Below are 24,613 nucleotides of genomic sequence, written 5' to 3'. Positions count from 1 at the left end.
ATTGGTCAGAAGTGGATTCAGGCTGGTTATGAGCGGGGTTATGGGTATCCGGTGAATGATGAGCAGTGTGGTTTGATCGGTGGCGGTTGTTTCCAGGCTTTTTCGAATGGTCAGACGGTGTATTGGACGCCGAATAGCAATGGGGCTCATACCGTGAACACCCGTGGTGCCATTGGGGAGAAATGGATGAACGCCGGTTTTGAACGGACCTACGGGTACCCTCTGACCGAGGAAGTGTGTGGGCTCGTGAACGGCGGTTGCTTTCAGACCTATTCCAACGGGTACACGGTGTATTGGACTCCCATCGGCACCGGGACGCACGCCGTTTATACCTGGGGCGAGATCGGCAAGGAATGGATGAGCGCCGGCTACGAGCGGGGCTACGGCTATCCCACGACGGACCGCAAGGCCGTGGGCGGGCAGTACACGCAAACCTTCTCCAACGGGAAAACCTTGACGAAGGCGAGCTAGCCCCTCGCCATTCCATCCCGCGGGACGCCCAACGTTGTGACGGTGGGCGTCCCGCATTCGTAGAGGCCTGACTAGTCTTGATATATGAGTTCTCGCAAAGTCACCGTGGAAATTCCCCTGCGTTGGGGAGACATGGACGCGTACCACCACGTCAATAACGTTCACGTCGTACGCATCATGGAAGAGGCACGCATCGCCGTTTTTGGTCCGCCGCCGGCGGCACCCGGGACCGAGGGAGTCGATGCCCCCATCCCTCTGTTTACCCATCTGCCCGAGGGCACTCAGGCCCTGATCGCCGAGAACCACGTCAAGTATCGGGCGCCGCTCCCGTACCGCAGGACTCCTGCGCGGGTCGAGGTATAGGTGGATAAGATTACCGCCGCAAGCATTTCGGTCCAGTACCGAATCTTCGACGGGGAAACCGGTCAGCGATGCGTGGACGCCTTCACGGTGCTGGCTTTTTACAACGCACCCGAGGGGCGCATCGTCCGTGTCTCCGCCAGTCAACGGCGCTTGCTCGATGAGGCGACCGGGGAAGCATAGCCCGCTCCCGGATCTTCAGGAAATGACGACGGCCCGGCACCTCCACGCGGGAAGTGCCGGGCCGTCGTCGTGCGCTGAGCCTACCGGGGCACGACGGTGATCACGGGATCGCCGAGGGACAGCGGGCCGGATCCGGTGGCGGTGACGCTCTGATACTTCGACGTGTTGGTCACGAGTACGGGCGTGATGGAGTCGTAGCCCGCCTCGTCGATCACGGAACGATCAAAGGTCAGCAGCTTCTGGCCGGCCTGGACCACGTCACCTTTGGAGACCTCCGCGGTGAAGCCGCGGCCTTGCAGGTTCACGGTGTCGATTCCCACATGAATGAGCAACTCGACGCCGGAATCGAGGCGCAGACCCAAGGCATGCCCGGAGGACGGCGTCGCGATGACCGTTCCACCTTCTGGGGCGACGACGGTTTCGGCCGTGGGGCGTACCGCGACACCCTGACCGAGCTTGCCGCCGGCGAAGATCGGGTCGGGGACCTCGGAGAGCGGAACGACGGTTCCTTCCAACGGCAATCCCACGGTCACCTCGCCGGTCAACGTGGCCGTCGCCGCGGCTGCCCCAGCGGGGGCCGCTCCGTGCGCGGCCGAGTGTTGGGGAGTTCTTGCCGGTTCGGACTGTGCGAGTCCGGCCTGGGTCTTCTCCTCGGTGGGAACCTCGTCCGCGGGGACGGTCTGCTTGGCCAGATCTTCCTCGCGCTGAGCCTTGGACCGGAACCCAAAAATGATGACGCCGGCCATGCCGCCGAAATACGCGACGGCCAAACCAATTGCGAAGAGCGGCACGGGCTGCATCGCGGGGATGGACAGCAGAGAGGTGAACGCGAACGCGTAGGACTTCACGCCGAGGGAGGAAATCAGCCCACCGGCGATCATCGCGGGCACGAGGATCAGCGGGAAGACTCGCTTAAACCGCAGAACCACACCGTAGAGCGAGGGCTCAGAAATGCCGCCCAGGAGGCCTGAAATAGCGGCACCGGTTGCCACCTGGCGGAGTTCCTTATCCTTGGCCGCGCGGATCGCCACACCGGTGACCACGCCGAAGACGGCGAAGTTGTAGGCGGCCATCGGGGACTGGATGAAGTCGTATCCGAGGGTCGAGAGGTTGGAGATCATGACCGCGTTCAACGGCCAGTGCAGGCCCAGCGGGACCATGAAGAGGTACGCGCCGGCGACGACGACGCCCACGATTGCGGGGTTAATGCCGTTGAGCCACTGGAAGACGTTGGAGATGCCCAAACCGAGGTTGACGCCGATCGGGCCGATGACCAGAGCGGTCAGGGGAACCATGATCAAGATCGAGATCATCGGGACGAAGACCATGTGGAGCATGTTCGGGATGATCTTCTTGAGGAGTCGCTCAAGCGGAGCCAACACAGCCACGGCGAAGAGCGGCGGGAATACCTGACCCGTGTAGTTGAACAGGTAGAGCGGCACGCCCCATTCGCCGATGTGGAACAGCGTGATGTGGTCGGCGCCGTCGGCCATGGTGGCCAAGCCTCGGAAAGCATCCGTCATGAGGGCCGCCGGAATGGCCGCACCAACCCACATGTTCGCGCCGAGGCGTTTGGCCGCGGTCGCACCGATGAAAATGGGCATGAAGTTCAGAACGGACAGGGCCGCTCCGAGAAGGATGAACCAGAACGGGAATTGGGCGCGCCAATCGTTGAGCATCGCGGAATTGGCGGCGTCGTCACCCAGTTTGGGCCCGTTGACGAGGTCGACGTTGACCACCTGGCCAGCGAAGTTTGTGTATTGGCCGAAGACTCCGAGCTGCTGCAGCAGCACGATCAAGGTGAGGATCATCGAGGAGCCGAGGAGGGCCCACAGGACCGGGCGGAACGAGTCGGAGAGGACGTCGAACATGCGCGTGATGACGCCGCCCTTGGAGCCTTTGGTGCTTTGCGCGGCGCTCGAGCCACCCTGTCCTTCGTCTTTCGCCATTCCGGGCAGTGCGGACATTTCGTCATAGACGTTAGCGACCTCGTTGCCAATGACCACCTGGGTTTGGCCCGACTGCTCAATCACGGACAAGACGCCGTCCGTTTTTTCGATGGCAGACTTCTCGACCTTGCTCTTGTCGTTGAGCGTGACCCGAAGGCGCGTTGCGCAGTGCGTGAAGTAGGCGACGTTGTCCGCCCCACCCAGGCCCGCCAAGACGGACCGTGCCGTCTTTTGATAATCCACGATGACTCCTCGTTGAATCCTCCGGCCCGCGAGCCGGAATTGGACACAAAAAAAGACCCGAGTCGCGAGGTTTCATCGGGAGGACGCTCGAAGAAGGTGCCTACCTACGCGGGTTCCGGGCGAACGTGCCGCTCCAGGTGCGCGATGAAACCATCGGCCGATGCCGATGGCGCGACTCAGGTCTTGCCTGCTGTGTCAGTAACAACCCTGAAGGTCCGGCGCTGATTGCCGAACCGCTGAAGATACTACTCGCACGTTATAACCTGCGCAACGGTACTTGTCAGACCAGGTTTGAAGGGAGCCGGCTTTGTTATAACGTGCGGTTCGGACTAGACCTCCCCAGAGGCCACCCCAGCTCGGAAGGCCACGGGCTGGTGATGACGCATCCACCGGCGGTGGACCCAGAAATTGATCTCGATGAGTACGCTCCCGACGGCGGCGATGATGAGCGCCGCCGCAAGTAGCTGAGGGCCGGGGAGCGTGAACTGGTGATACGTCAGGGAGATGGGGATCAGTAGGACCAGCACCAAGGCCATGTACATTCCCAGCAGGAGCGTCCAGCGGGCCGCCGAGAGCGGGCGCGACCCGACGCAGAGAATCCAGAGGCCTACCAGGACCAACACGATGAAGTTGGCGGTCTGAACGTCTCGGGTCGGCGGCATGCCATCAGGAGCCAAGAATTTGGCGTAGTAATTGATCCCCACGACGCAGAGGGTCACGACGACGGCGCTGGGCACCGCAAAGTGCAACGACCGCCGCAGGAACCCCCCGACGTAGCGCCGATTATTGGGCAACATCGTGAGCACGAACGAGGGGCCACCGATCATCAGCAGGTCGGCGGTCGAGTACTGGCGGGGCAGGAACGGGAACGTCCACGCCAACAGGCCCAGGGCCAGCCCCATCATGATTGCGAAGGTCGTTTTCGTCAGGAAGAGGTTGGTGACTCGCTCGATATTGGCAATAATCTTTCGGCCCTCGGCGAGTACCGACGGGAGGCGCGAAAACTTGCCGTCGAGGAGCACCAAACGGGATACGGCCTTGGTGGCAGGGGCAGCGTTGCCCATCGCGATGCCGAGGTCGGCGTGCTTGAGGGCCAAAGCGTCATTAATGCCGTCGCCCGTCATGGCGACCACTCGTCCCCGCTCTTGCAAGCCGGTGACCATGTTCTTCTTCTGGTGTGGAGAGACCCGGCCAAAGACGTGGTGGTTGAGAGCGGCTTCGGTGAGTTCATCGCCGTCTTCGGGGAGTGCGGAGGCGTCGACGGCGTCGTTCTGAAGGTCCATGCCGGCCAAACGCGCCGCAGCGGCGACCGTGGCCGGGTTATCCCCAGAGAACACTTTGAGGTCGATGCCTTGTTCGGTGAAATAGGCCAGCGTCTCGGCGGCATCAGAACGGACCTGCTCGCGGAAGGTCAAGAGGGCGACGGCTTCCCACCGGTCGGGGAGTTTCTGGACGGGCCGTTCGTCGTCGTCGCGGATCAAGGCATCCGCGGAAGCCAACACCATGGTGCGCATACCCTGGCTCGCGAGCTCTAACGCCCGGTCCAAAGCGGGGCCCTGATCGAGTAGGACTTCAGGAGCTCCGAGGAGCCAAGCCCCGGACGAGGCGAATTCGAGGCCAGAAAAACGGTTCGCTGACGAAAAGGCGAGGCGCCCGCTGGGCTCGACGCCTGCCGTGGTCTCAAACGCGGGGGCGAGAGCCGCTGCGGTGGGGTTGGCGTGAGGATCGTGCCCGAAGTGAGCGAGGGCCTCCCGTGCGGACTCGGTGAGTTCGTTGCCACCAGCCAGCGGATGAACCTGATCAAAGGTCACGCCGCCTTCAGTGAGGGTTCCCGTTTTGTCGAAGCAGACGGTATCCACCCGAGCCAGGACTTCCACGGCCGGCTGCTCCTGGATCAGAACCTCGGCTCGGGCCAACTTCACAGCGGCCACCGCGAAGGAGATCGTCGTCATGAGCGCGAGCCCCTGGGGCACCATGGACGCCACCGAGGAGACGGCGACCACGAGAGCATCGCGCCACTCTCCGGTTTCGAAGGCATGATGCCAACCACCGACTGCTTGCATCTGACCATTCAGGACGATCGCGATGATGGGGATCAGCCCGATAGAAATCCATGTGACCACCCGCTCGGTCGCGGCCCGTAATTCTGAATTGATGGGGGCGAATTGCCGAGCTTCCTTGGCCAATCGGGAGGCGTGGGAGCGCTCGCCGACGGCAGTCACGCGCACGCGCCCGGATCCCCCCACCACGGACGCCGCGGAGAAGACCTTGTCACCGGGCTGCTTGACGACGGGGTCGTTTTCCCCGGTCAGAAGGGATTCGTCGAGGTCGAGCCCGTCCGCGGTCAAGACCACGGCATCCGCGGGGACCTGATCGCCACGAGAGAGTAGGAGGACGTCGTCCAAGACGATCTCTTCGAGCTTGACCTGAACAATCTCGCCGTCGCGGAGGAGCCGTGCGGGGTCTTGACGCAGCAGGGCGATCTTGTCCAGTTGACGTTTTGCGGAAAATTCCTGGACGAAGCCGATCACGATGTTGGCCAAAGCCGCGAGGGAGAAGAGGAGGTCGAGCCAGCGGCCGAGGACGATGATGACCGCGGCACAAGCCCCCAGCGTGAGGTTGAAGAGGGTAAAGAGGTGGGTTCTGACGATGGCCCAAACGCTACGTGAGGTGGTGTTCGGCTGGTGGTTCGTCAGCCCGCGTGCCGTTCTCGACGCGACCTCATCCGAGGTGAGACCTGTGCGAGCTAGTTGGGCGTCATCTCGCGAAAGCTCGAGCGTCGCATCCTGGGGCCGGGCAGCGGGCATCGTTCTCCTCGGGGGTTGCGGCTTACAACTTCCAGCTTACGGGGGCCGGCCCGGCAGACGGGGTAGAGAGGGGTGGAGTATTTGGAGACCAACAGTGCCGTGCGACTCATGGTGAATGGCCCATGACGTGGGCGGATCTCCGGCGTCGTCGGAATCTGTGAGAAGACATGCTCGGAGAGGACTCGGGGTGCTGCCCTTGCGGTGGCCGTCGCGACGTGGAGGGCCACCGCAAGGGTCAGGCGGATTGATGCTCTAGCCGAAGTGCCGAGGCAAGGTACCGGACCAGGCCTCGCGTAGTTCCTCGAGGCCGATGCTCGCGATGCCCTGGAGATCCAAGGCGTCGTTGACGGCGTCCACGACGCCGATCCGAGCGAAGGCGTAACCACGGGCGGTGCACATGTCCTTGAACCGCACCTCTTCCGTCCGAGGCACCGAACAAATGGCCCGGCCCTGCGATTCGGAGAACAGCAGGGTGAATTCGTCGACGCCGTCACGCTCGGCGACCTCGCCCAGTCCGATGCGGGCGCCGACGCCGAAGCGGAGGCAAGAGTCTGCGAGGGCCGCCGCGAGGCCACCTTGGGAAAGGTCATGTGCGGCATCGATCATGCCGTCGCGCGACATGTTCACGAGGATGTCGCCCAGGAGCTTCTCTTGAGCCAAATCCACCTTGGGAGGGAGGCCACCCAAGTGGCCCTTCATCCGCGCCCATTCGGATCCGTCGAGCTCATCCGCGGTGGTTCCCAACAGGTAGATGGCGTTGCCGTCCTCGGTGGAAGCCCATCCAGAAGGCGTCCGCCGGCCGACGTCGTCGAGAACGCCCATCATCGCCACCACCGGGGTGGGATTGATGGCGCGACCACCCGTTTGGTTGTACAGGGACACGTTGCCGCCCGTGACCGGTACGCCGAGTTCCATACAACCGTCGGCCAAGCCGCGTACGGCCTCCGCAAACTGCCACATGACCTCGGGGTCCTCGGGGGAACCGAAGTTGAGGCAGTCGGAAACCGCAACCGGGCGCGCACCGGAGGTCGAAACGTTTCGGTAAGACTCCGCGAGGGAGGCTCGGGCACCTTCGTACGGATCAAGATAGGCGTACCGGGGGTTGGCATCCGTCGAGAGGGCGACCCCGAGGCCGGATTCCTCATCGACACGGATCACGCCGGCGTCGTCGGGCTGGGAAAGCGCGGTATTGCCTTGGACGTAACGGTCGTATTGATTCGTGACCCATTCCTTGGAACACAAGTTGGGCGTGGACATGAGATCGAGCACCGCCTGCCCGAGCTCCGCGCCGGCCGGACGGTCCACATCCGCGGCCGACCCGGTGAACCGGTCCGCCTGCGTGGTGTCCTGCCAGGAAGGGCGCTTGTAGGGGCGTTCGTAGGTGGGGCCTTCATGGGCGACGGTGCGTGGATCAACGTCAACGATCACCTCGCCGTTCCATTCGATGACGAGCCGACCGGAGTCGGTGACCTCGCCGAGGACGGAATATTCGACGTCCCACTTGGCCATGATTTCTTCGAATCGGGCCATGTTTTCCGGGGTCACCACGGCCATCATGCGTTCCTGAGACTCGGACATCAGGATTTCGCCCGGGGTCAGGGTGCTATCCCGCAACAGAACCTTGGTGAGGTCAACGTGCATCCCGCCCTCACCATTGGAAGCCAGCTCCGAGGTGGCACACGAAATCCCAGCGGCGCCGAGGTCCTGGATCCCTTCGACGACCGACCCCTTGAAGAGTTCGAGGCAGCATTCGATGAGCACTTTTTCGGCGAAGGGGTCACCCACCTGAACCGCTGGACGCTTGGAGGGCTTGGCGTCATCGAAGGATTCGGAGGCCAACACCGAGGCCCCGCCGATGCCGTCTCCGCCGGTGCGCGCGCCGAAGAGAATGACCTGATTACCAACGCCGGACGCGTTGGCGAGGCGGATGTCCTCGTGTCGCATGACGCCCACGGCCAAGGCATTGACCAACGGATTTGCCTGGTAGCAGGGGTCAAACTCCACCTCACCGCCAATATTCGGCAGGCCCAGGGAATTGCCGTATCCGCCCACGCCCGCAACGACACCGTGGACGACGCGCTGCGTGTCCGGGTGGTCGATGGCACCAAAACGCAGCGGGTCCATCACGGCCACCGGGCGGGCGCCCATCGAGATGATGTCGCGAACGATGCCGCCGACGCCGGTTGCAGCACCCTGATATGGCTCCACATACGAGGGATGGTTGTGGGACTCGATTTTGAAGGTCACGGCCCAACCGTTGCCGATATCCGTCACACCGGCGTTTTCGCCGATGCCCACCATCAGGTCTTTCTTCATCTCCTCGGTGACTTTGGCGCCGAACTGTTTCAGATGAACCTTGGAAGATTTGTAGGAACAGTGCTCGGACCACATCACCGAGTACATCGCCAACTCGGCGGCCGTGGGGCGGCGCCCGAGGATCTTCTTGATGTCTTCAAATTCGTTGTCTTTGAGGCCGAGCTCGGCCCAGGGGAGGTCCGTGTCCGGTGTGGAGGCGGCGTGCTCGACGGTGTCCAGATTGAACTGCTGGTCATTCATGATGCGTGAAAATCCTTGGGGTCGGATCGAAAGATCAGGCGGCGGCGATCTGGCGGATCAGGGACGTGAAGATGCTGAGGCCGTCGGTGCCGTATCTCATGGCGACGTCGCCCGATCCCGAAGCGGAGGGGCCGAACCCGGGTTCGACAGCGTGCTCCGGGTGAGGCATGAGCCCGACGACGTTGCCGCGCTCATTGGTGACACCGGCAATGTCTTGGCGGGAACCGTTCGGGTTGCCCCCGACGTACCGGAAAGCCACACGGTTCTCTTCCTCGAGGGCTCGAAGGGTCGCATCATCGGCGACGTACTGACCGTCTTGGTTTTTCAGCGGCACGACGATCTCGCCGCCCCGCTCCAAGTCGGCCGTCCAGGGTGTCTGGGTGGTCTCGACCCGCAGCCGCTGATCTCGGCAAATGAAGGTCAGGTGATCGTTCTTGATCATGGAACCCGGCAAGAGATGCATTTCTGTGAGGATCTGGAAACCGTTGCAGATGCCGAGTACGGGAAGCGGCGAGGACCCTGACGTGCCCGAAGCCGTCGCGGCGTCGTAAACCTTGGCCATGAGCGGGGCTTTGGCAGCGATGGCGCCGGCGCGCAGGTAGTCGCCATACGAAAACCCGCCGGGGACGACGACGGCGTCGACGTTGAGGAGATCGGTGTCTTTGTACCAGAGCGGAACGGGAGTTCCCCCGGCGAGTCGCACAGCGCGGGCGGCGTCGCGGTCATCCAGGGTGCCCGGGAAAGTGACGACGCCGACCCGAACATCCGCGAGGCGCTCGTCGGGGTTGTTTGCGGAGAAATCCGCGATCAGGGGAACTTCGGTGGCGGAGAGGGACTGAGTCATGATTAGTCCTCCGCGACGGAGACGTTGACGACGTCTTCGATGACGGGGTTCGAGAGGATTTCCTCGCCGGCCTTGCGGGCTTCGTCGAGATGACGCTGTGTCACGTCGCCTTCGACCGTCAGCTCGAACCTTTTCCCCTGCCTGACTTCCGTGAATCCGCTGATGCCGATATGCGGCAGTTCGCGGGCGATGGCCTTGCCCTGCGGGTCGAGAATTTCTGGCTTGGGCATGACGTCAACAATGATCCGGGGCATCCGTCGCTCCTGTACGCGGGTTGGGTACGCGGTTGGTGTAATTGGGCGCGCGGGCACCGGTGCCGTCTCACGTCGGACACGAAGTACCAAGACGCTCCGCGAGCTTGCTACATCAGTTTAGCCGTTGTTGAGGCTCGTCGTAGCCGCGAAGGTTCAGCTGTGGATAACCGATGACGGTGGGGTTATTAAGAACCGGACCCCGAGATTGATTTGGGTCGAGCAGGATCCAACACGGATTTCGGATCGAAAAAGTCCGGCAGAGGTGATGGCTTACCTTCGATCGCATGTTTCAGCGAGATGCCATCGACGTTGATGCGAGCTTCGCGCAGGTAGTTCGGACGCAACTGTCCCCAGGCCGGGGTGGAAGCATCCACGTTGAAGTAAGCATTGAAGCCCTGCGATTTGAGGTAATCGAATTTTGGACCGGAATAGTCTTCGACTTTGGCGATATCCGCGCCGAACGGATAAATGAGCAAATCGGTTGCCCCAATGAGGGGTGCCACTTCTCGTTGCCATTTTTCGTTGTCTTCGCGAATCTGTTCCAGGGGCGACGTCGTGAAATTGATGTGGCCCCAGGAGTGGCTCGCAAACTCCCAACCGCTGGCCTTGATGGCGTCAGCAACGTCCTTCGCCTTTTTCTTGTCTTCGGCCAGGTTCTTATTGCTGTCCTTATACGAGTAATCCGACGTGCGGTATCCGAGAACGCCGTTGTATCCGGTCATTGCGATGACGCCCTTGGCGCCGTCGTGGGAGAAATCGGGGTGCTCTTCGAGGAATTCATCCACGATGGGCAGATGATCGTACGCTCCGGTGAGCTTTTTCCCGGAAGCATCGTGATATTCGTTGACGACCTTGCCGTCCTTGACGGTCAACCGGTCCGCGAATCCGTCACCGTTCATGTATTCGTAGTAGGACAGGTCGTCAAAGGAGATGACCAGGGGCTTCTTGCCCTCCGGAATATCGAGCTTCTTGGGTGTGACGGCACCGTCTGGAGACGCCGTATAGAGCTGATGGGGGCTGACAAGAATGTATCCACGGTCGTATGTCTGTTGGAGGATGCTCTTGAACTCTTTGATCGTGACCATGTAATCGAGGTAGCCGTTGGCGTCCTCGTCACCATCGAAGGCCCGCTTGGGATCGGCCACCAAGGAATGGAAGAACAGGTGGGATACCGCCGCGTTGTCTGGCCAGGTCACTAGCTTCTGGGAAGGGCTGGGGGAGGCTGAGGACGAGGCCGCAGCGGAGGAGGGCGACGCCGAGGATTTGCCCGTATCGCCGCCTCCCGTCTGGCCGCATGCGCTGAGAAGAAATGCCCCAGCAAAACCTGAGGCGGAGAGGATGGTTGCACGACGAGAGATGGACACCGGAAATTACTTCCTAACGATATTCGGTTTCCTCCATGGCCACTCCAGATTTTCATAAGCTGAGTGATATTTGGGGATGTGCGCAAATATTGCTGGGGAAAATTTTAAGGTTTTTTGGTCCGTCTTATGGCGTGGTATTTTGCCTTGCGCCCGCTTCCATTTTCCCTCTGGGTGGCTAGGCTTGTTTGCCCTCGCGGAGAGTCTCGGCCTGGTGGATCCTCTCCAGGAGTCGTTCGCGGAGACCAACGGAACGGGCCGCAAATTCGCGTTGCATCGACACATACTGCTTCTTGCCGTGCGCCGTCTCGATCTGGATCGGTTCGTAACCCCACGCCAAGAGATCGTAAGGTGCCGCGCGCATATCCATCTCGCGAATCTGCCACGACAATTCGAAACTGTCCATGAGGAGGTCCGAGTCCACGATGGGAAGCAGCTTGTACGCCCATTTATAGATGTCCATATTGGCGTGGAGGCATCCCGGCTGTTCCAGGTAGCGCTGGTCCTCGCGGGTTGGCTGAATGTCGTTGAGTGGCCTGGCCTGCGGTTGGAAAAAGCGGAAAGCATCAAAATGCGTGCAATGGATCCGGTGCGATTCGACGACCTCGTCCGTCCCCTCAGCGCCTAGCCGGAGCTCCAAATACTCGTGGCGGATGTCTTGTTCTTCCGAGCGGTAAGCCATCGCCCATTCGTGCATCCCGAAGCACCCGAAGTTGCCGGGTTTGGCCGAGGTGCGCGTGAGGAGGTCTCGCGTGAAATCGATGGCGGACGAGCGTGCATGGTGGAACGCGTCAAGGTCCGCGATCACCGCGTGGTGGCGTTGATGTGCGGCGTCATCGGCCGAAAGCCCCGCAGCCTGAAGTTCGCTCTCAGTGGGCCGACGGTAGAATTTCCAGTCGGCCCTGTCGTCGGCGTCGAGCAGGATGACACCAGGCCCGGGGTGCCAGCGCGCGAGCTGACCTGGCTTCAGCGTGTAGTACGTGAAGAGGAAATCTTCTACCGGGTGCTTGCGACCGTGATGACGCCGCTCCAGGAAGGGCTCCGTATAGATCGCCGCCCGTTCGCGGTGTTCAACCGCGAGGGGACGCCACTGGGCACCCGCCAAAGCGACGGGCGCGACGGAGGTGGGGCCAGCGGCGTCGTATAGGGCCATAGGTCAGCGCCCGGTGCCTCCGTAAACCGTAGCTTCGGTTTCCGAGTCGAGGTTGAATGCGGTGTGGACGGCGCGCACGGCCTGATCGAGGAGGTCGGCACGGGTGATCACGGAGATGCGAATCTCGGAGGTCGAGATCATGTCGATGTTGACCCCGGCCTTGGAGAGCGCGTCGAAGAACTGGAAGGAAACGCCGGGGTTGGATTTCATACCGGCACCGACGAGGGACAGCTTTCCGATCGCGTCGTTGTATTCGATGGAGGCAAAGCCAATGTCGTCTTGGACCTTCTCAAGGACCTTGAGCGCTTCATCGCCCTGGTCCTGCGGGAGGGTGAAGGAGATGTCGGTGCGGGCCTCCGAGCGAGTGGAGACGTTTTGCACGATCATGTCCAGGTTGATCTGGGCGTCGTTGAGCGAACCGAAGATCTTTGAAGCGTAGCCGGGCACGTCGGGGACGTCGACCACGGTGATCTTGGCTTGGGTCCGGTCGTGAGCCACACCGGAGATGAGGGGCTGTTCCAAGGGGATCTCCTTCGTCAGGTCGTGCCCGTCGGCATCGGCATCGGTGGAATTGGGGATGACCCACGTTCCTTCGAGGTCACTGAATGACGACCGGACGTGCAATTTTATCTTGAAGCGGCGAGCGTATTCCACGCAACGCAGGTGCAGGATTTTGGCACCATTGGCAGCCATTTCGAGCATCTCTTCGCTGGAGACCTCATTGAGTTTGTGGGCCGTGTTCACGATGCGTGGGTCTGCGGTAAAGACGCCGTCCACGTCGGAATAGATTTCGCAGAAGTCTGCGCCGAGTGCCGAGGCGAGGGCAACAGCCGTGGTGTCTGAACCGCCTCGTCCCAGCGTGGTGATGTCACGGGTTTGCCGATTCATTCCTTGGAATCCGGCGACGATGGCGATATTCCCCGCGTCCAAGGATTCGCGGATGCGATCGGGGTGAACCTCGACGAGACGGGCGCTCCCGTGCACGCCGTCGGTGATGATTCCGGCCTGGGATCCCGTGAATGATTGTGCGGTGGCGCCCAGCCCGTGGATCGCGATGGCCAAAACGGACATGGAAATGCGTTCGCCCGCGGTGAGGAGCATGTCGAGCTCGCGGCTGGCTTGCGCGCCGTTATTGACCTCGGCGGCGAGGTCCAAGAGTTCGTCGGTCGTGTCGCCCATGGCGGAAACCACCACGACGACGTCGTGCCCTTGGTTTTTGGCCTCGACAATACGACGGGCGACTCGTTTGACACCCTCGGCGTCCGAAACGGACGAACCGCCGAATTTCTGAACGATGAGGCTCATGGGTCTCCCTTGCGGAACTGGTCTCTGGTGGGCTCCCGATGGTCTGGAGCTACTCGTCACCGTGAGGCACGGTTTGAGAATCGAACCTCAGATTAGTCGGTCAGTGATCATTACGCTCATACGTGAACGCAATCCCACTATGTGACACGACAAGACGCGGTGCGGGCCTTTACCGCGTCACAGTTGGGACTCAAGTCACCTTTGAACGGTTGCACTCAATGTTTCCCCGGGACATGACGACGCTTACTCGGCCCAAGGGTTGGCAAACTTCTCGCCACGACGCGGGGTGGGGTATCGACGGGGCACCGTCGGTTCCTCGGGCGCCTCGAGGATTCCGGTGCTCGATTCTTGCGCAGTCGGGGCGTTCTGGTCCGAGGGCCGCTGGCCGTCATCCCTGGATTGGGTGACGTCCGAGTCGGAAGCCTCCGGTTCGCTGGTGTCATCGGCGTCATGGTTGTGGTGACTACCTGTGGATGAATCCTCGCCCTCGGGAGAAGCGGAAGGTGCGAGGGATTCTTCGGCAGATGTTTCCGGTGCGTCCCGCTCGTCTGCGGTCGTGTCGGCGGGCTGGGGATCCGGCGGTGAGCTTTGCTGGGCTTGCCGCTGCCCGGCCGTGAGGATCCGACGTCCCTCGAGGGCCCTTCCGAGGGTTATTTCATCGGCGTATTCGAGGTCGCCACCGACCGGAAGCCCCGAGGCTAGCCGGGAGACCGTGATGCCGATGGGGGTCAGCATGCGCGAGAGGTATGTGGCGGTTGCCTCGCCTTCGAGGTTGGGGTCCATGGCGAGGATGATTTCTTGGATCTCCTCGTCGGCCAGTCGCGTCACAAGTTCCCGGATACGCAAACGGTCCGGGCCGATGCCCTGCATCGGGTTAATCGATCCGCCCAGTACGTGGTATCGACCGGAGAAGCTCCCCGTGCGTTCGATGGCGGAAACATCCTTGGGCTCTTCGACGACGCATATCAGCGATCCGTCGCGCCGTGCGTCTCGGCAGATGGAGCACTTCGGCGTTTCCGAGATATTCCCACAAATCTCACAGAAGGAGACTTTGGTTTTGACCGTCGTAATAGCCGAGGCCAGCTGCGCCATTTCGTCGGCGGGCGAGTTGAGGATGTAGAACGCGATGCGTTGTGCGGATTTGGGCCCGACGCCGGGTAGTCGCCCCAACTCATCGATCAGGTCCTGAACGGCTCCTTGATACATGAATCCTCGCTTCTGCGGCGGATCGGATGGGTCCGCCGGATTGTTCGTCGTCTGTGGGGATCAGCCCCGATGATGCGGTCGTTCTTCCAAGACTCGCCCTCCGAGAATGGTCTCAATGGCGGCTTGACCGAATACTGCGGAATCCTCGACGTCTTCGTCTTGTGAGGATGGCTCGAAATTCTCCCAGTCGTCCTCGGGCGGCTCGGGAGCATTCGGGTCGACGGGAACGTCACCGTGACGTCCACGAACCATCTGCTGCTCGGGATCTTGCGTGGACCCGGCGGCGATGGCGGCCGCGTGCCTTTCGCGGAACGAAAGCTTTGACGCCTCGACGCCGGAGGATTCTTGCGTTCTTGAGGGATCGGCCGACACCGAATTCTCGGGTGCGTTACTTTCCTCAACCGAGGAATCGGGCCCAGGGGCGCCATCGCCCTGTTCATTGCTGTGAACCGCGTGTAGGTGGCGTTCGGACTTGTCCGTGCGGCGTGGGGATGGCTCTGAGACCGGGGCGTCATCCGTTCGGGTAGAGGTGCCGCCGACTTCTGTGAGATGCGGTGTTCTTTGGCCCCACTTGGAGGGATGCTCGCTGGCGCCTTCTTCAGACTCGGGGCCTGAGTATCTCCAACCGCACGTGCGACCATCGACGGCCTTGCCGGGAGCGCCCGCACTGCGGGCCGCCATCGACCAGTCATGTGCCGGTTCGGATGTCTCGGGTTGGGCAGGGACCTCCTGGCCATTTTCTTGGGCCGGTGTCTCGGAAGATGCGGTGTCGGCCTCGGTCGCCTCGCCACCTGCGGGATCGACGGTGGAGTCGTTTCCACGAGAGGGGGCCGTAGCCGTGTCGTCGGAGATGACTCGGAGATGGCCGTGAGCGTTCTCCTTCGCCGGAGAAGATGCCGAGCTTTCGGGGGCTGCAGTGTCTGGCGCGGCATGGCTCGTGGTCGATTCAGTGGACGGGTCGTCAGAGGGGATCTGGGCGACCTGCCAACCGCTGAAGGACTCGCCCGATTCGTCGTCCGACCATTGGGGGTTTTGCGGTTCTTCGGTGCGAGGCGTTCCGTGCTGTTGCCAGGCACTTTCACCGCCTCGGGGTCCTTCGGGAATAGTCGCCGATTCTTCCGCCGTGGAAGCCGGGCGCTCTCGGTTCTGAGGCGCGGGCGCAGAAACTGACTGCGCTTGCTGCGCGGCCTGGTTCCAGGCAGCGTCGGTGGGCCAGTCCTCACCATCGGCATTGGCGGAAGCGACGGTTTGGCGGCGCGGCAGCTGTTGTGTGGGGCGGTTCGGTGCCGGATCTGATGGGTCTACGGTGCCACCGTCCGGGCCGCCGCTGGGGCCGTCGTCCAGTGCAACGCGGCAGTCGATCCCCAGCGTGTCCTTGAGCGCGCTGGAGAGTGCCGAGGCGAAACGTTCCACGCGCGACTGGATTCCCGGTCCCGTCGAATTGACGTACAGGGTTCCGGCCTGGAAGCGCGTGGGCCGACATTCCCGGAAGGTCGCTTGCCCGACCTTGGAGTATTTCCCGACGGAGGTGATGATGTCTGCCCACGAGCGCTCGATCATGGTCACCTGATCGTTGCCGTCCGACGGCGTCGTGTTGGGTTCGGCCTGGACCGGTTCGGGCGTAGCAGAGCGTGAAACGGCGGGCTCGGGTTGGTTCTCCGATGGAGCAACCGGAGCGGCGGGCGAGGCCTGCGGCTCGGCCGATTCAGTGCTCTGTGGGTTCGAGGTCTCCCGGTTACCACGAGCCATCGACAAGGCGGCTTTCTTCCCAGCGGGTTCCTGGGTGGACGGGGCGTCCTCACGCTGGGAAGCAAGATGCTCGGCAGGGGTTTCTGGGGTGGTGACGGCGGCTGGGTCGTTGTGTAACGGGGCCGGCACGGCACCGACTTCGCCCATGTTGACGCGCCGTTCCAATCGGTCCACGCGGGCGTTGACGCCGCGTGAGGAGTCGTCTGCGGTGGGTAGGAGAATTCGGGCGCACAGCAACTCGAGGTGAAGCTGTGGGCTCGTGGCGCCGGTCATGTCCGTGAGGGCGGTATTGGAAATGTCGGCCGCTCGTGACAGTTCCGAAGAGCCAAGCTGGGTGGCTTGCGCACGCATCCGGTCAATCTGGTCCTCGGGCATACCGTGCAGAATTTGGCCGGCAGAGTCGGGTACGGCCTTGATGATAATGAGATCTCGGAAGCGTTCGAGAAGGTCTTCCACGAAGCGTCGGGGATCTTGCCCTGTCTGGATCACTCGATCCACGGCATGAAATACGGCGGGGGAGTCGCCTGCGGCGAATGCGTCGACGACGCCGTCGAGCAACTCCGCGTGGGTGAAGCCGAGGAGTGCCACGGCAAGATCGTAGGTGATGCCGTCGTCATCGGCACCTGCCATCAGCTGGTCCAGAACGGATAGAGAATCTCGCACGGAGCCGCCACCGGCGCGCACCACAAGAGGCAAAACGCCCTGCTCGATCTGCACATCTTCTTTGGCGCACAGTTCCGTGAGGTATCCGCGGAGAACCTCCGGGGCGACCAAACGGAAGGGGTAGTGATGCGTTCTGGAGCGGATGGTTCCGAGCACCTTATTGGGCTCGGTGGTCGCAAAGATGAATTTGATGTGTTCCGGGGGCTCTTCGACGATTTTCAGGAGGGCATTGAAGCCTTCCCTCGTGACCATGTGGGCCTCGTCGATAATGAAAATCTTGTAGCGGTCGCGCACGGGGGCGAAGGTCGCGCGTTCTCGGAGATCGCGGGCGTGGTCCACACCGCCGTGGGACGCTGCGTCCATCTCGATGACGTCGAGGGAGCCTGCGCCGTCGCGAGCGAGGTCTTGGCATGACTGGCACACACCGCAAGGGTGAGCCGTGGGGCCCTGCACACAATTGAGACAGCGGGCCAGGATTCGTGCGGAGGTGGTTTTACCGCACCCGCGGGGGCCTGAAAAAAGATAGGCGTGGTTGACGCGGTTCTTTTGAAGCGCGGTCATGAGGGGCGCGGTCACGTGTTCTTGCCCGATGACGTCGTCAAACGTCTCGGGGCGGTAACGGCGATACAGGGCTGTGCTCACATATGAAACCCTACTGGTTCCGACTGACACTTTAAGAAGCGTCTTCCAGTCTGTGGATGCAGCGCCCTGAATTCTCGCCACATACGGATCCGAGTCTTTAACGAATAAGACCCCTCGCGCACCCGTCAGAGCCTAAATACCCTTGCTACCTTCCGGTCCTGGGGGATTTTCTAAGATGACGCCACGCGAGGGGCTTCCGATAGTTTAGCCCAGGCGACGAGTGCTGTCACACCGAGAATCCCGTGGCGTGTGACACCTTTCGATCCCACAAGTTGTCAGGGCCTCTGGCGCATGTGTAAGCTCGTATCCGTTCGCTTTCGTGAGGTCTAGTAAGACCGAGCAACGCCTGGAGGATTCGCCTAGCGGCCTATGGCGCACGCCTGGAACGCGTGTTGGGTTCACGCCCTCGGGGGTTCAAATCCCCCATCCTCCGCCAACAGGAAAGGCCCCTGACCAGTGGAAACACCGGCTCAGGGGCCTTTTCTTATGTCCGTTTGCAACAATCCTTGCAACAAACTGTCCCTAGTCACCCATGATCGCGGACAGCCGGTCCACCGCGTCGCGTTGCATCGACGGCATCACGTGACTGTAAATGTTCATCGTGATCGCGATCGTGGAGTGCCCTAGACGTTCCTGGACTACTTTTGGCTGGACCCCGGCCTGTAACAGCAACGTCGCGTGTGTATGCCGTAGTCCCTTGAGAGTGACGGTCGGTAGGTCTGGCATTGATTCTTGTGCGGCCTTCACTCGGTATCGCCAACGCCGACCAACCTCATTCGGAGAACGCAACTCGCCGTCGAGATTCCCGAAGATGTACGCCCCGGCCTTACCGAACTCGAAGCTGATCCGGGCGCGTAGTGTCTTCCACGACTTCAGGGCGGCCACGACGTCGTGGGGGAGATCAACTACCCGCGATGAACCTGTCTTAGTGTTCTTCACTTGCCGCGCTGTAGCAGTGTCAGCGGCACGTCTGACAGCTATGCGACTGTTGATGTGGTCGAAGTCTTGCCAGCGGAGCGCGAGAGCTTCTGAACGGCGCATACCCGTTTTAGAAATCACAAGCCACAGTGTGTAGAGGTCGTCCTGGAAGTCGTCGCGATCCCATGTGAGGAAGTCCCGCAACTCGGTCGCGGTCCAGGTGGTGACCTCGGATTGCGCGGCGCGTATCTCTTTGGCCTTGGGCGGCTTCACGGTCGATTTACGGGCCGGGTTCACCGTGATGTACCCGTCATCGAGGGCGGCGTCGAGGATCGCGCTTAGGACGTTGTGAACCTTATTGACGGTATTGGGGGAGAGGCCCCGACCGTCAGCGTAAGCGTCGGCGCGCCCGTGGTCTAACAGTTCGGTGTAGTGCCGGTTGATCCTGGTCGCAGTGAGGTTCGCCAGGTCAATCTGCCCGAGTTGCGGCACAACATGATTGCGAAGAATTTTTCGGTACCCGGCGATTGTTGAAGGGGCGAGGCGTAAACCGTTAATCCATTCGCCGGAAAACTCGCCGAGAGTTGCTTTCCTGGCTTTGACGGGTTGCTGTTCGGAGAGGCGTTTTACGGCTTTATCGAGGCCATTCTGTGCTTCATTGGCGGTCTTGTAACCGGACTTTCCTTCGAGCTTTGTCTTCCCGTCTGGATGCTCTCCATCGACGGGCACACGGAGTTGGTAGCGCCAACGCGTTTCGGTTCTGGTGCCGCGCCCGTTTTTGGCTTTGACCTTGTATTTGTACGAGGTGACGGACCCACCACCGTAGCGGCGCTTCGCCTTAGCCCTTGGCATCGTGGTCTCGTTCATGTTGAGCGTTTTGCGCCGCGAACGCTGCTCCCATGTGCTCGTAGAGGGCGGTCATATTTTCAAGCTGCAGGCGAAGGTCCTCGTTCGTCTTGAGCTGATCCTCAATCATTTTCTCGTAGCCGCTCACAACTGATTTATAGGTGCCAACGGTCTTTTCAAGTTCTGTACCGAAGTCCTTCCGACTCTGCTCGTTCTGCTTCTTGAGTTCGAATGCTTCTGCAACCGCGGGGGGAAGAACCTCGCGCCAGAATACGGAGTCGATACGATCGGTGCGTAGGTCTGTCCATGCGAGTGCCCACAGCCAAAGCGCTCCTACGGGCTGATTGCCGAAAGCAGTTACATCGGCGTTGTCATTCTCCGTGGCCTGAAAATCGCCCGGCCACTCGGGAAGAAGCAAGGTGATGGGAAGGACGTTCAGCGCGGCGGCAAGAGACATTAGATCGTCCACGTCGATCCTGCGGCGGCCTTCTTCCAGTCTGGTCAATGAAGTGGCCGTCATCTTGCTATCGCATAGACGTTTGGAGAGGGCCGAGATGGTTAAGCCTTGTGCGTCTCGTAGTCGACGGACGTTGTGGGCAACTGTCCGTCCTGTGGGGCCTGGTGCAAATTTCTCGGATGCCATGCTCCTAACTTTATCAGCTTGAAAATTTTTCCTACCCACTTGATTATCTAGACACAAGGGGTTAACCTTGTCTCAACAGGGTCTCAGATGGACCATTTTATTTATCAACTTGAGAGAGGTGTCGAATGACGCTGGACGAGTTAACGGCAGATGCTAGAGCAGTCGTTCCCGTGAATGACGTACTTGGGTTAGTGCCTCTAGACCGCAGAACCATTTATAGAGGCATCGAAGACGGAACTATCCCCGGAATCAAAATCGGGCGGCGTGTGATGATCCTCCGCATTCCGTTCTTGCGGATGCTCACCGGCGAAATCGTTGAGACCGCCGCGTAAGCGTCACGAACCGAATGACGGGAGCGCGCAACGCACATCACCAGACGAATGGGCCTCGCCGAACTGGTCGACCAGATCATGATCGACACCGCCGAGGCCGGATATCCACTGACCAGAACTCAAGCGAAGGAGTTATCGAAATGGTTCAAGTTCCACCAGGCGGAGGGAAAGCCCCTCCACTCGGACCCGGTAGCAGACGAGGCCACCGACCGAGTTCTCTACCAACAAGCCCTTACCAAGGCTCGGACCGATCCGGGCATGAAAAAAGCGCCTTCCGCATCGCAAGACCCGCCAAGATCGTCGATGCAAAAGGCGCTAGTTCAATCACTCAGCAAGGAGTAATTCATATGAACAACAGTACCAGTCCCCGCAACCCGGCCATCCCGGCGATTTTCACCCGGCAGATGGACCCCTCCACGGGCAAGCCCACCGATATTTACACCGGCCCGTCAAGCCCCAACGGTATCGCCACCGTGCACATCTTCGACCCCGGCCAAGGACTACCACTACGAGTCGAATACAGCACCGACGTTGTTTTTCCCGACCTGAACCATCACGACATGATCGAAATCGCCGACGAACTCGCCGTCTTTGCTGATCGTTGGAGCGCAGATGTCATCTTCGGGTCCAACGGCGATATCTCGGAGGTGGCCGCGTAATGCGCATCATCGAACTGATCCAAGACACCGACATCGACGGCACACCCTCGTGCGTGTGGCATGGTCCCCGCAACCAATACGTGTGCATGGATGCTGTCACCGAGCACCCCGATCAACGCCCCGGCCCCGAGCACGTGGTCTACGAGATCGAAGGCTACCACGACATGACTAGCGACGAATTCGACCAGGTTGTCGCGAAAGTCCAAGAATTCAAGGCCCAGCACCCGGCACATCTGGTGCGGCCCTCCGTATTGCCTGCCTACTACCAGCACGATGGGATCGACGGGGACGAGGGCTACTGGTACGCCCACCGTGTGAACACACCGGAGTTGTTCTGCGAAGCCATGTACGACCCGCACGACTACGACGAGTTGCGGTACGTCATCGAGACGAACCAGAAGAATAATCCGATGACCTTTGAGGAACTGTCCGAGTTCGTGGTCAAGATTAACGAGTTCTTCGCTGAGGCGGCGAGCCACCGGGCTGATGTGGAGCAGGTGGGCCAGTGAGCGTGAACTATCTCGCCAGCGTCCCGGAGGCTGTGTTGGTTCACGCGAACACGTGCGCTACCAGCCCTGTTACGGAGGTCAACAGTGCGTATCTGACCGGGACCGTCATAGGGCAAGCCGAAGGTAAACAGGCCTTACATGAGGCCCTGGAGGCTGACGCTCGGCACCGGGCGGAATCGTTCGCCACAGCCCTTGGAGCGGCCCCCACGTACCCGTGGGAGCAACCCCAATGGGACCGGCGCAGACTCCACGGCCCTCGACCGGAAACTCTCACCGGGACGTGGGTACCGAAAGCGAATCCCGAGTGGGACACCACCGGCCCCTGGCCCACGTTGAAGCCGGGTACGTATTACCGGGTCCCGGAGATCATCGCGCAGGCCGCCTAGGCCACACCTCTATTAGATGCCAGACCGGCGACACCTCTAAACCGTCGTCGGTCTGGCACCACACACCCTTTTTCACTGCATCCCCCATCACGGGAAGGACTAAAAGCTGTTGAACACACACGATGAAGCACGCACCGAACTGCGTATCACTTACGCCCACATGATCGCCCCACACCGGCAACGCTGGCTTTGGGCGCACGAAGGCCAAGGTGTGATCCCCTTGGGTACGGGCACGATCATGGCCGGTATCGGCGGGGAAGGTAAATCCACCTTCGCCCTAGACCTGGCCGCGCAACTGACCCAAGGTGAACTATCCGGTGACCTGCACGGGCACAAAGAGACTGTGATCATTTTTGGTCCCGAGGACGACTGGCCCACAGTCATGGTCCCCAGACTCACCGCCGCCGGTGCCGACCTCGAGAGGGTCGCTCAAGTCCAGGCCGCGACGATCACCGAGACGTTCACCAATGAGCGGGAATTGCTGTTCCCGTTGGATATCGCCTTGTTACGGCAGGCCGTGATCGAGACCGGGGCCAGGTTGATCATTATCGACCCGGCCCCGAACCTCATGGACGGGGACATGAACAAAGTCCAAGACGTCCGCCGGTCCTACGGCCCACTGATGGCCTTGGCTCAAGAGCATGATCTGGCGATTATCCTGATCAATCACTTCGGCAAGGGCGCGGGCAACGTCGGGGCGAAACTGTCCGGTTCTCATGCGTGGCGAGACCTCACCCGCTCCTACCTGGCGTTCGCTTCCGATCTGGAGACTGGGGAGCGGATTCTGACGCAGGACAAGAACAACTATGGCACCGGGCGCGGTTCGTGGAAGTTCACTCTCGAGTCGGTTGATGTGCCCACTGAGGACGGGTTGACGAACGTCGGGAAGGTTCGTTTCCTCGGCGCCTCAGAGGTCACGGTCGGGGAACTGATCAACCGTGACTCTGTGGACGTCGAGGACCAGGAGGACCGCAACGCGGCCCAACAGTTTGTCTATGACTTCCTGGTCAATACCGAAGCGCAGGAAGCGAAGGCCGGGGCGGTGATCAAGGCGGGTCTTGCCGAAGGGTTCTCCACCAATGAGATCAAGGATGCACGGCGAAGGTCAAAGAATCCGAGAATCCTATCTGCGAAGTCGGCCTTTGGTGCCGGATGGGTATGGCAGATCGACCCCGAAGGTGGCACCGAAAGCGCCCAAGGTGGCGAAGGTGGCGAAGGTGTCAGCACATACGGTGCCCCGCCACCTTCGAAGACCAGTGCCCAAGGTGGCGCGAAGGTGTCACGCGCTCAGGATGTGCCATCTTCGCCACCTTCGAGTAAATCGGTGCCACCTTCGAACGGCCAACAGTGCCGCCGGATCGAGTGCGAGGTCCCCGTCATGGACGGTTCGGACCAGTGCGCCCACCACGAAGAAATCTCCCAACGCTACGCCACCATGAAACAGCAATGGGACCAAGACCAGAACGGAGACGCCGCGTGAGACACGAACGGGAGAAAGACACACGAATACGAGTCCGTGACTACACCTGGAACCCCCGCGAAGAGGCTACTCGAGGTGTGGTCATCATGCGCGGTCAATACATCCAATGCTTCATCCCCTACGACGAGGTTGCGACCTACGCCGACAAGATGATCGACCTTCTCGAAACTCACGAAAGGAACTCGGCATGAGTCATATCAGAGTCCGCCCCTACAAATGGCGGAATAAAGACGGCTCCGTCCAGACCGGAGTCGGAATATTCAACAACTCACAATTCAAAGCATTCATACCCCAACGAAAGGTATTTAGCGTGGCAGATGAAATCGTCGACCAAGGCGAACGCAACGAAAATCGCACCCCACAGACCCCCGTCACCAATACGTCACCTCCACGATGTGCTTGCGCCGATGACGGGCACGTACCCGGCTCCGATTGTGGCCGCATCATCCGGCAACTACTCACCGAAGTCACCTCACTGACCAAAGAGCGCAACGCTCTCCTAACCCACATGGACACCCCCACCACGGAAGGCACCAAATGAACCGGCCCAATAAAGAAACTGCCCTGAAAATACTCTCCCTCGCCGACCAGCCGGTCACAGCGAAAGAACGTGACGTACCGATCCACAGCAGCGACGGACAGGTCTACACCATCCTTCCCGGCGCAACACAGGAAGCCGTGTTCCTCACTACCCCCGAAGCTCTGGGCTGGACCCAAGCTGAACTCGACGACCCCACCATTACCGAATAACCCCACAGGAGACAGACTCATGAGCAAAAACACGACCGACCAGACCATCGAACAACCAACCGAAGACCAGCAGATGACCCCGCCAACACACAACCCCCAGGAGCCGGTGGGCACCGTCCAAGACGAACAGTCCGAACGGGAAGAGACCGGCAACAAGGCAGCCGCTGAGGCTAAGAAATACCGGCTGAAACTCCGAGAGACCGAAGCCGCCCTAGAAGCTGCCAACGCCCGCGTGGAAACTCTACAAACCACCGAGGTTGAACGCCTGGCCGCAGAAGCAGGGATCGTCAAACCCGCCGCGATCTGGTTGTCCGGGATGAGCCTGGAATCCGTGCGCGACGAAA

General features: G+C 61.0%; 24 protein-coding genes, 1 tRNA gene and 1 other RNA gene. 13 read left to right on the top strand and 13 right to left on the bottom strand.

The window, feature by feature from the left end; translation table 11 throughout:
* The 3 genes from D8M21_RS11085 to D8M21_RS11535 form a co-directional block, all read left to right on the top strand.
* The coding region (locus tag D8M21_RS11085) for an LGFP repeat-containing protein (RefSeq protein ID WP_048684013.1) at nucleotides 1-471 on the top strand (471 nt) is incomplete at its 5' end.
* A gap of 84 nt (nucleotides 472-555) precedes the next feature.
* Complete coding sequence (locus tag D8M21_RS11540; RefSeq protein ID WP_238651399.1) at nucleotides 556-834, top strand: acyl-CoA thioesterase; 279 nt, start codon at nucleotides 556-558, stop codon at nucleotides 832-834.
* The gene (locus D8M21_RS11535; protein WP_238651392.1) at nucleotides 835-1,014 is read left to right on the top strand and encodes a hypothetical protein; all 180 of its coding nucleotides are present in this window, start codon (nucleotides 835-837) and stop codon (nucleotides 1,012-1,014) included.
* Between the two features lie 80 nt (nucleotides 1,015-1,094).
* Here D8M21_RS11535 and D8M21_RS11075 read toward each other — a convergent pair whose 3' ends face one another.
* The 11 genes from D8M21_RS11075 to ffs all read right to left on the bottom strand — a co-directional run bounded on the left by D8M21_RS11075 (nucleotide 1,095) and on the right by ffs (nucleotide 17,944).
* The gene (locus tag D8M21_RS11075; RefSeq protein WP_082156925.1) at nucleotides 1,095-3,206 is read right to left on the bottom strand and encodes a glucose PTS transporter subunit IIA; all 2,112 of its coding nucleotides are present in this window, start codon (nucleotides 3,204-3,206) and stop codon (nucleotides 1,095-1,097) included.
* A 329-nt stretch (nucleotides 3,207-3,535) separates the two neighbouring features.
* Nucleotides 3,536-6,013, bottom strand: coding sequence for an HAD-IC family P-type ATPase (locus D8M21_RS11070; RefSeq protein WP_048684008.1), 2,478 nt, complete (start codon nucleotides 6,011-6,013; stop codon nucleotides 3,536-3,538).
* 252 nt (nucleotides 6,014-6,265) lie between these two features.
* Nucleotides 6,266-8,569, bottom strand: a complete 2,304-nt coding sequence (purL, locus tag D8M21_RS11065; RefSeq protein WP_126855908.1) for a phosphoribosylformylglycinamidine synthase subunit PurL — start codon at nucleotides 8,567-8,569, stop codon at nucleotides 6,266-6,268.
* A gap of 34 nt (nucleotides 8,570-8,603) precedes the next feature.
* Nucleotides 8,604-9,413: a phosphoribosylformylglycinamidine synthase subunit PurQ gene (gene purQ / locus D8M21_RS11060; protein WP_085529087.1), complete on the bottom strand. Its 810-nt coding sequence runs from the start codon at nucleotides 9,411-9,413 to the stop codon at nucleotides 8,604-8,606.
* Between the two features lie 2 nt (nucleotides 9,414-9,415).
* Nucleotides 9,416-9,667: a phosphoribosylformylglycinamidine synthase subunit PurS gene (gene purS / locus D8M21_RS11055; RefSeq protein WP_048683999.1), complete on the bottom strand. Its 252-nt coding sequence runs from the start codon at nucleotides 9,665-9,667 to the stop codon at nucleotides 9,416-9,418.
* A 185-nt stretch (nucleotides 9,668-9,852) separates the two neighbouring features.
* Complete coding sequence (locus tag D8M21_RS11050; RefSeq protein WP_048683996.1) at nucleotides 9,853-11,031, bottom strand: polysaccharide deacetylase family protein; 1,179 nt, start codon at nucleotides 11,029-11,031, stop codon at nucleotides 9,853-9,855.
* 175 nt (nucleotides 11,032-11,206) lie between these two features.
* Nucleotides 11,207-12,181: a hypothetical protein gene (locus D8M21_RS11045; protein WP_048683994.1), complete on the bottom strand. Its 975-nt coding sequence runs from the start codon at nucleotides 12,179-12,181 to the stop codon at nucleotides 11,207-11,209.
* 3 nt (nucleotides 12,182-12,184) lie between these two features.
* Complete coding sequence (locus tag D8M21_RS11040) at nucleotides 12,185-13,486, bottom strand: aspartate kinase (RefSeq protein ID WP_048683991.1); 1,302 nt, start codon at nucleotides 13,484-13,486, stop codon at nucleotides 12,185-12,187.
* A gap of 243 nt (nucleotides 13,487-13,729) precedes the next feature.
* Nucleotides 13,730-14,692: a recombination mediator RecR gene (recR, locus tag D8M21_RS11035; RefSeq protein WP_082156924.1), complete on the bottom strand. Its 963-nt coding sequence runs from the start codon at nucleotides 14,690-14,692 to the stop codon at nucleotides 13,730-13,732.
* Between the two features lie 60 nt (nucleotides 14,693-14,752).
* On the bottom strand, nucleotides 14,753-17,746 hold the full coding sequence (locus D8M21_RS11030) for a DNA polymerase III subunit gamma and tau (RefSeq protein WP_053090055.1): 2,994 nt from the start codon (nucleotides 17,744-17,746) through the stop codon (nucleotides 14,753-14,755).
* Between the two features lie 102 nt (nucleotides 17,747-17,848).
* An RNA gene (gene ffs / locus D8M21_RS11025) (signal recognition particle sRNA small type) lies at nucleotides 17,849-17,944 on the bottom strand.
* A gap of 150 nt (nucleotides 17,945-18,094) precedes the next feature.
* Between ffs and D8M21_RS11020 the strand changes: the two genes are divergently transcribed.
* Nucleotides 18,095-18,182 (top strand) — tRNA-Ser (locus D8M21_RS11020).
* 86 nt (nucleotides 18,183-18,268) lie between these two features.
* On the opposite strand, the gene D8M21_RS11015 is transcribed toward D8M21_RS11020, so the two are convergent.
* Together D8M21_RS11015 and D8M21_RS11010 are read right to left on the bottom strand one after the other, a co-directional pair.
* Nucleotides 18,269-19,531, bottom strand: a complete 1,263-nt coding sequence (locus D8M21_RS11015; RefSeq protein ID WP_126855907.1) for a tyrosine-type recombinase/integrase — start codon at nucleotides 19,529-19,531, stop codon at nucleotides 18,269-18,271.
* Nucleotides 19,503-20,153, bottom strand: a complete 651-nt coding sequence (locus D8M21_RS11010) for a helix-turn-helix domain-containing protein (RefSeq protein WP_126855906.1) — start codon at nucleotides 20,151-20,153, stop codon at nucleotides 19,503-19,505. Before D8M21_RS11010 ends, D8M21_RS11015 begins: the two co-directional genes overlap by 29 nt.
* 380 nt (nucleotides 20,154-20,533) lie before the next feature.
* Between D8M21_RS11010 and D8M21_RS11000 the strand changes: the two genes are divergently transcribed.
* The 9 genes from D8M21_RS11000 to D8M21_RS10960 all read left to right on the top strand — a co-directional run.
* Nucleotides 20,534-20,827, top strand: a complete 294-nt coding sequence (locus D8M21_RS11000) for a hypothetical protein (RefSeq protein WP_126855904.1) — start codon at nucleotides 20,534-20,536, stop codon at nucleotides 20,825-20,827.
* A gap of 5 nt (nucleotides 20,828-20,832) precedes the next feature.
* Complete coding sequence (locus tag D8M21_RS10995) at nucleotides 20,833-21,144, top strand: hypothetical protein (protein WP_048678755.1); 312 nt, start codon at nucleotides 20,833-20,835, stop codon at nucleotides 21,142-21,144.
* A complete protein-coding gene (locus D8M21_RS10990) occupies nucleotides 21,144-21,653 on the top strand; it encodes a hypothetical protein (RefSeq protein ID WP_126855903.1) in 510 nt (169 codons plus the stop codon). The genes D8M21_RS10995 and D8M21_RS10990 overlap by 1 nt, the downstream gene beginning before the upstream one ends.
* A complete protein-coding gene (locus D8M21_RS10985) occupies nucleotides 21,650-22,039 on the top strand; it encodes a hypothetical protein (protein ID WP_126855902.1) in 390 nt (129 codons plus the stop codon). Before D8M21_RS10990 ends, D8M21_RS10985 begins: the two co-directional genes overlap by 4 nt.
* Nucleotides 22,040-22,148: 109 nt before the next feature.
* Nucleotides 22,149-23,519: an AAA family ATPase gene (locus D8M21_RS10980; protein ID WP_126855901.1), complete on the top strand. Its 1,371-nt coding sequence runs from the start codon at nucleotides 22,149-22,151 to the stop codon at nucleotides 23,517-23,519.
* Nucleotides 23,516-23,710 (top strand): hypothetical protein, encoded by a 195-nt coding sequence (locus tag D8M21_RS10975; RefSeq protein WP_126855900.1) that lies wholly within the window; start codon nucleotides 23,516-23,518, stop codon nucleotides 23,708-23,710. The genes D8M21_RS10980 and D8M21_RS10975 overlap by 4 nt, the downstream gene beginning before the upstream one ends.
* Nucleotides 23,711-23,829: 119 nt before the next feature.
* A complete protein-coding gene (locus D8M21_RS10970; protein ID WP_126855899.1) occupies nucleotides 23,830-24,060 on the top strand; it encodes a hypothetical protein in 231 nt (76 codons plus the stop codon).
* A complete protein-coding gene (locus D8M21_RS10965) occupies nucleotides 24,057-24,269 on the top strand; it encodes a hypothetical protein (protein WP_048678770.1) in 213 nt (70 codons plus the stop codon). The genes D8M21_RS10970 and D8M21_RS10965 overlap by 4 nt, the downstream gene beginning before the upstream one ends.
* A 19-nt stretch (nucleotides 24,270-24,288) precedes the next feature.
* The coding region (locus D8M21_RS10960; RefSeq protein WP_202975626.1) for a hypothetical protein at nucleotides 24,289-24,613 on the top strand (325 nt) is incomplete at its 3' end.

Origin of the sequence: Kocuria sp. HSID16901, from assembly GCF_003989425.1 — a bacterium.
In the GTDB taxonomy this organism is placed as follows: domain Bacteria; phylum Actinomycetota; class Actinomycetes; order Actinomycetales; family Micrococcaceae; genus Rothia; species Rothia massiliensis.
Note: the sequence above shows the minus strand (reverse complement) of the source record. Positions and strands in the feature narration are given on the sequence as shown.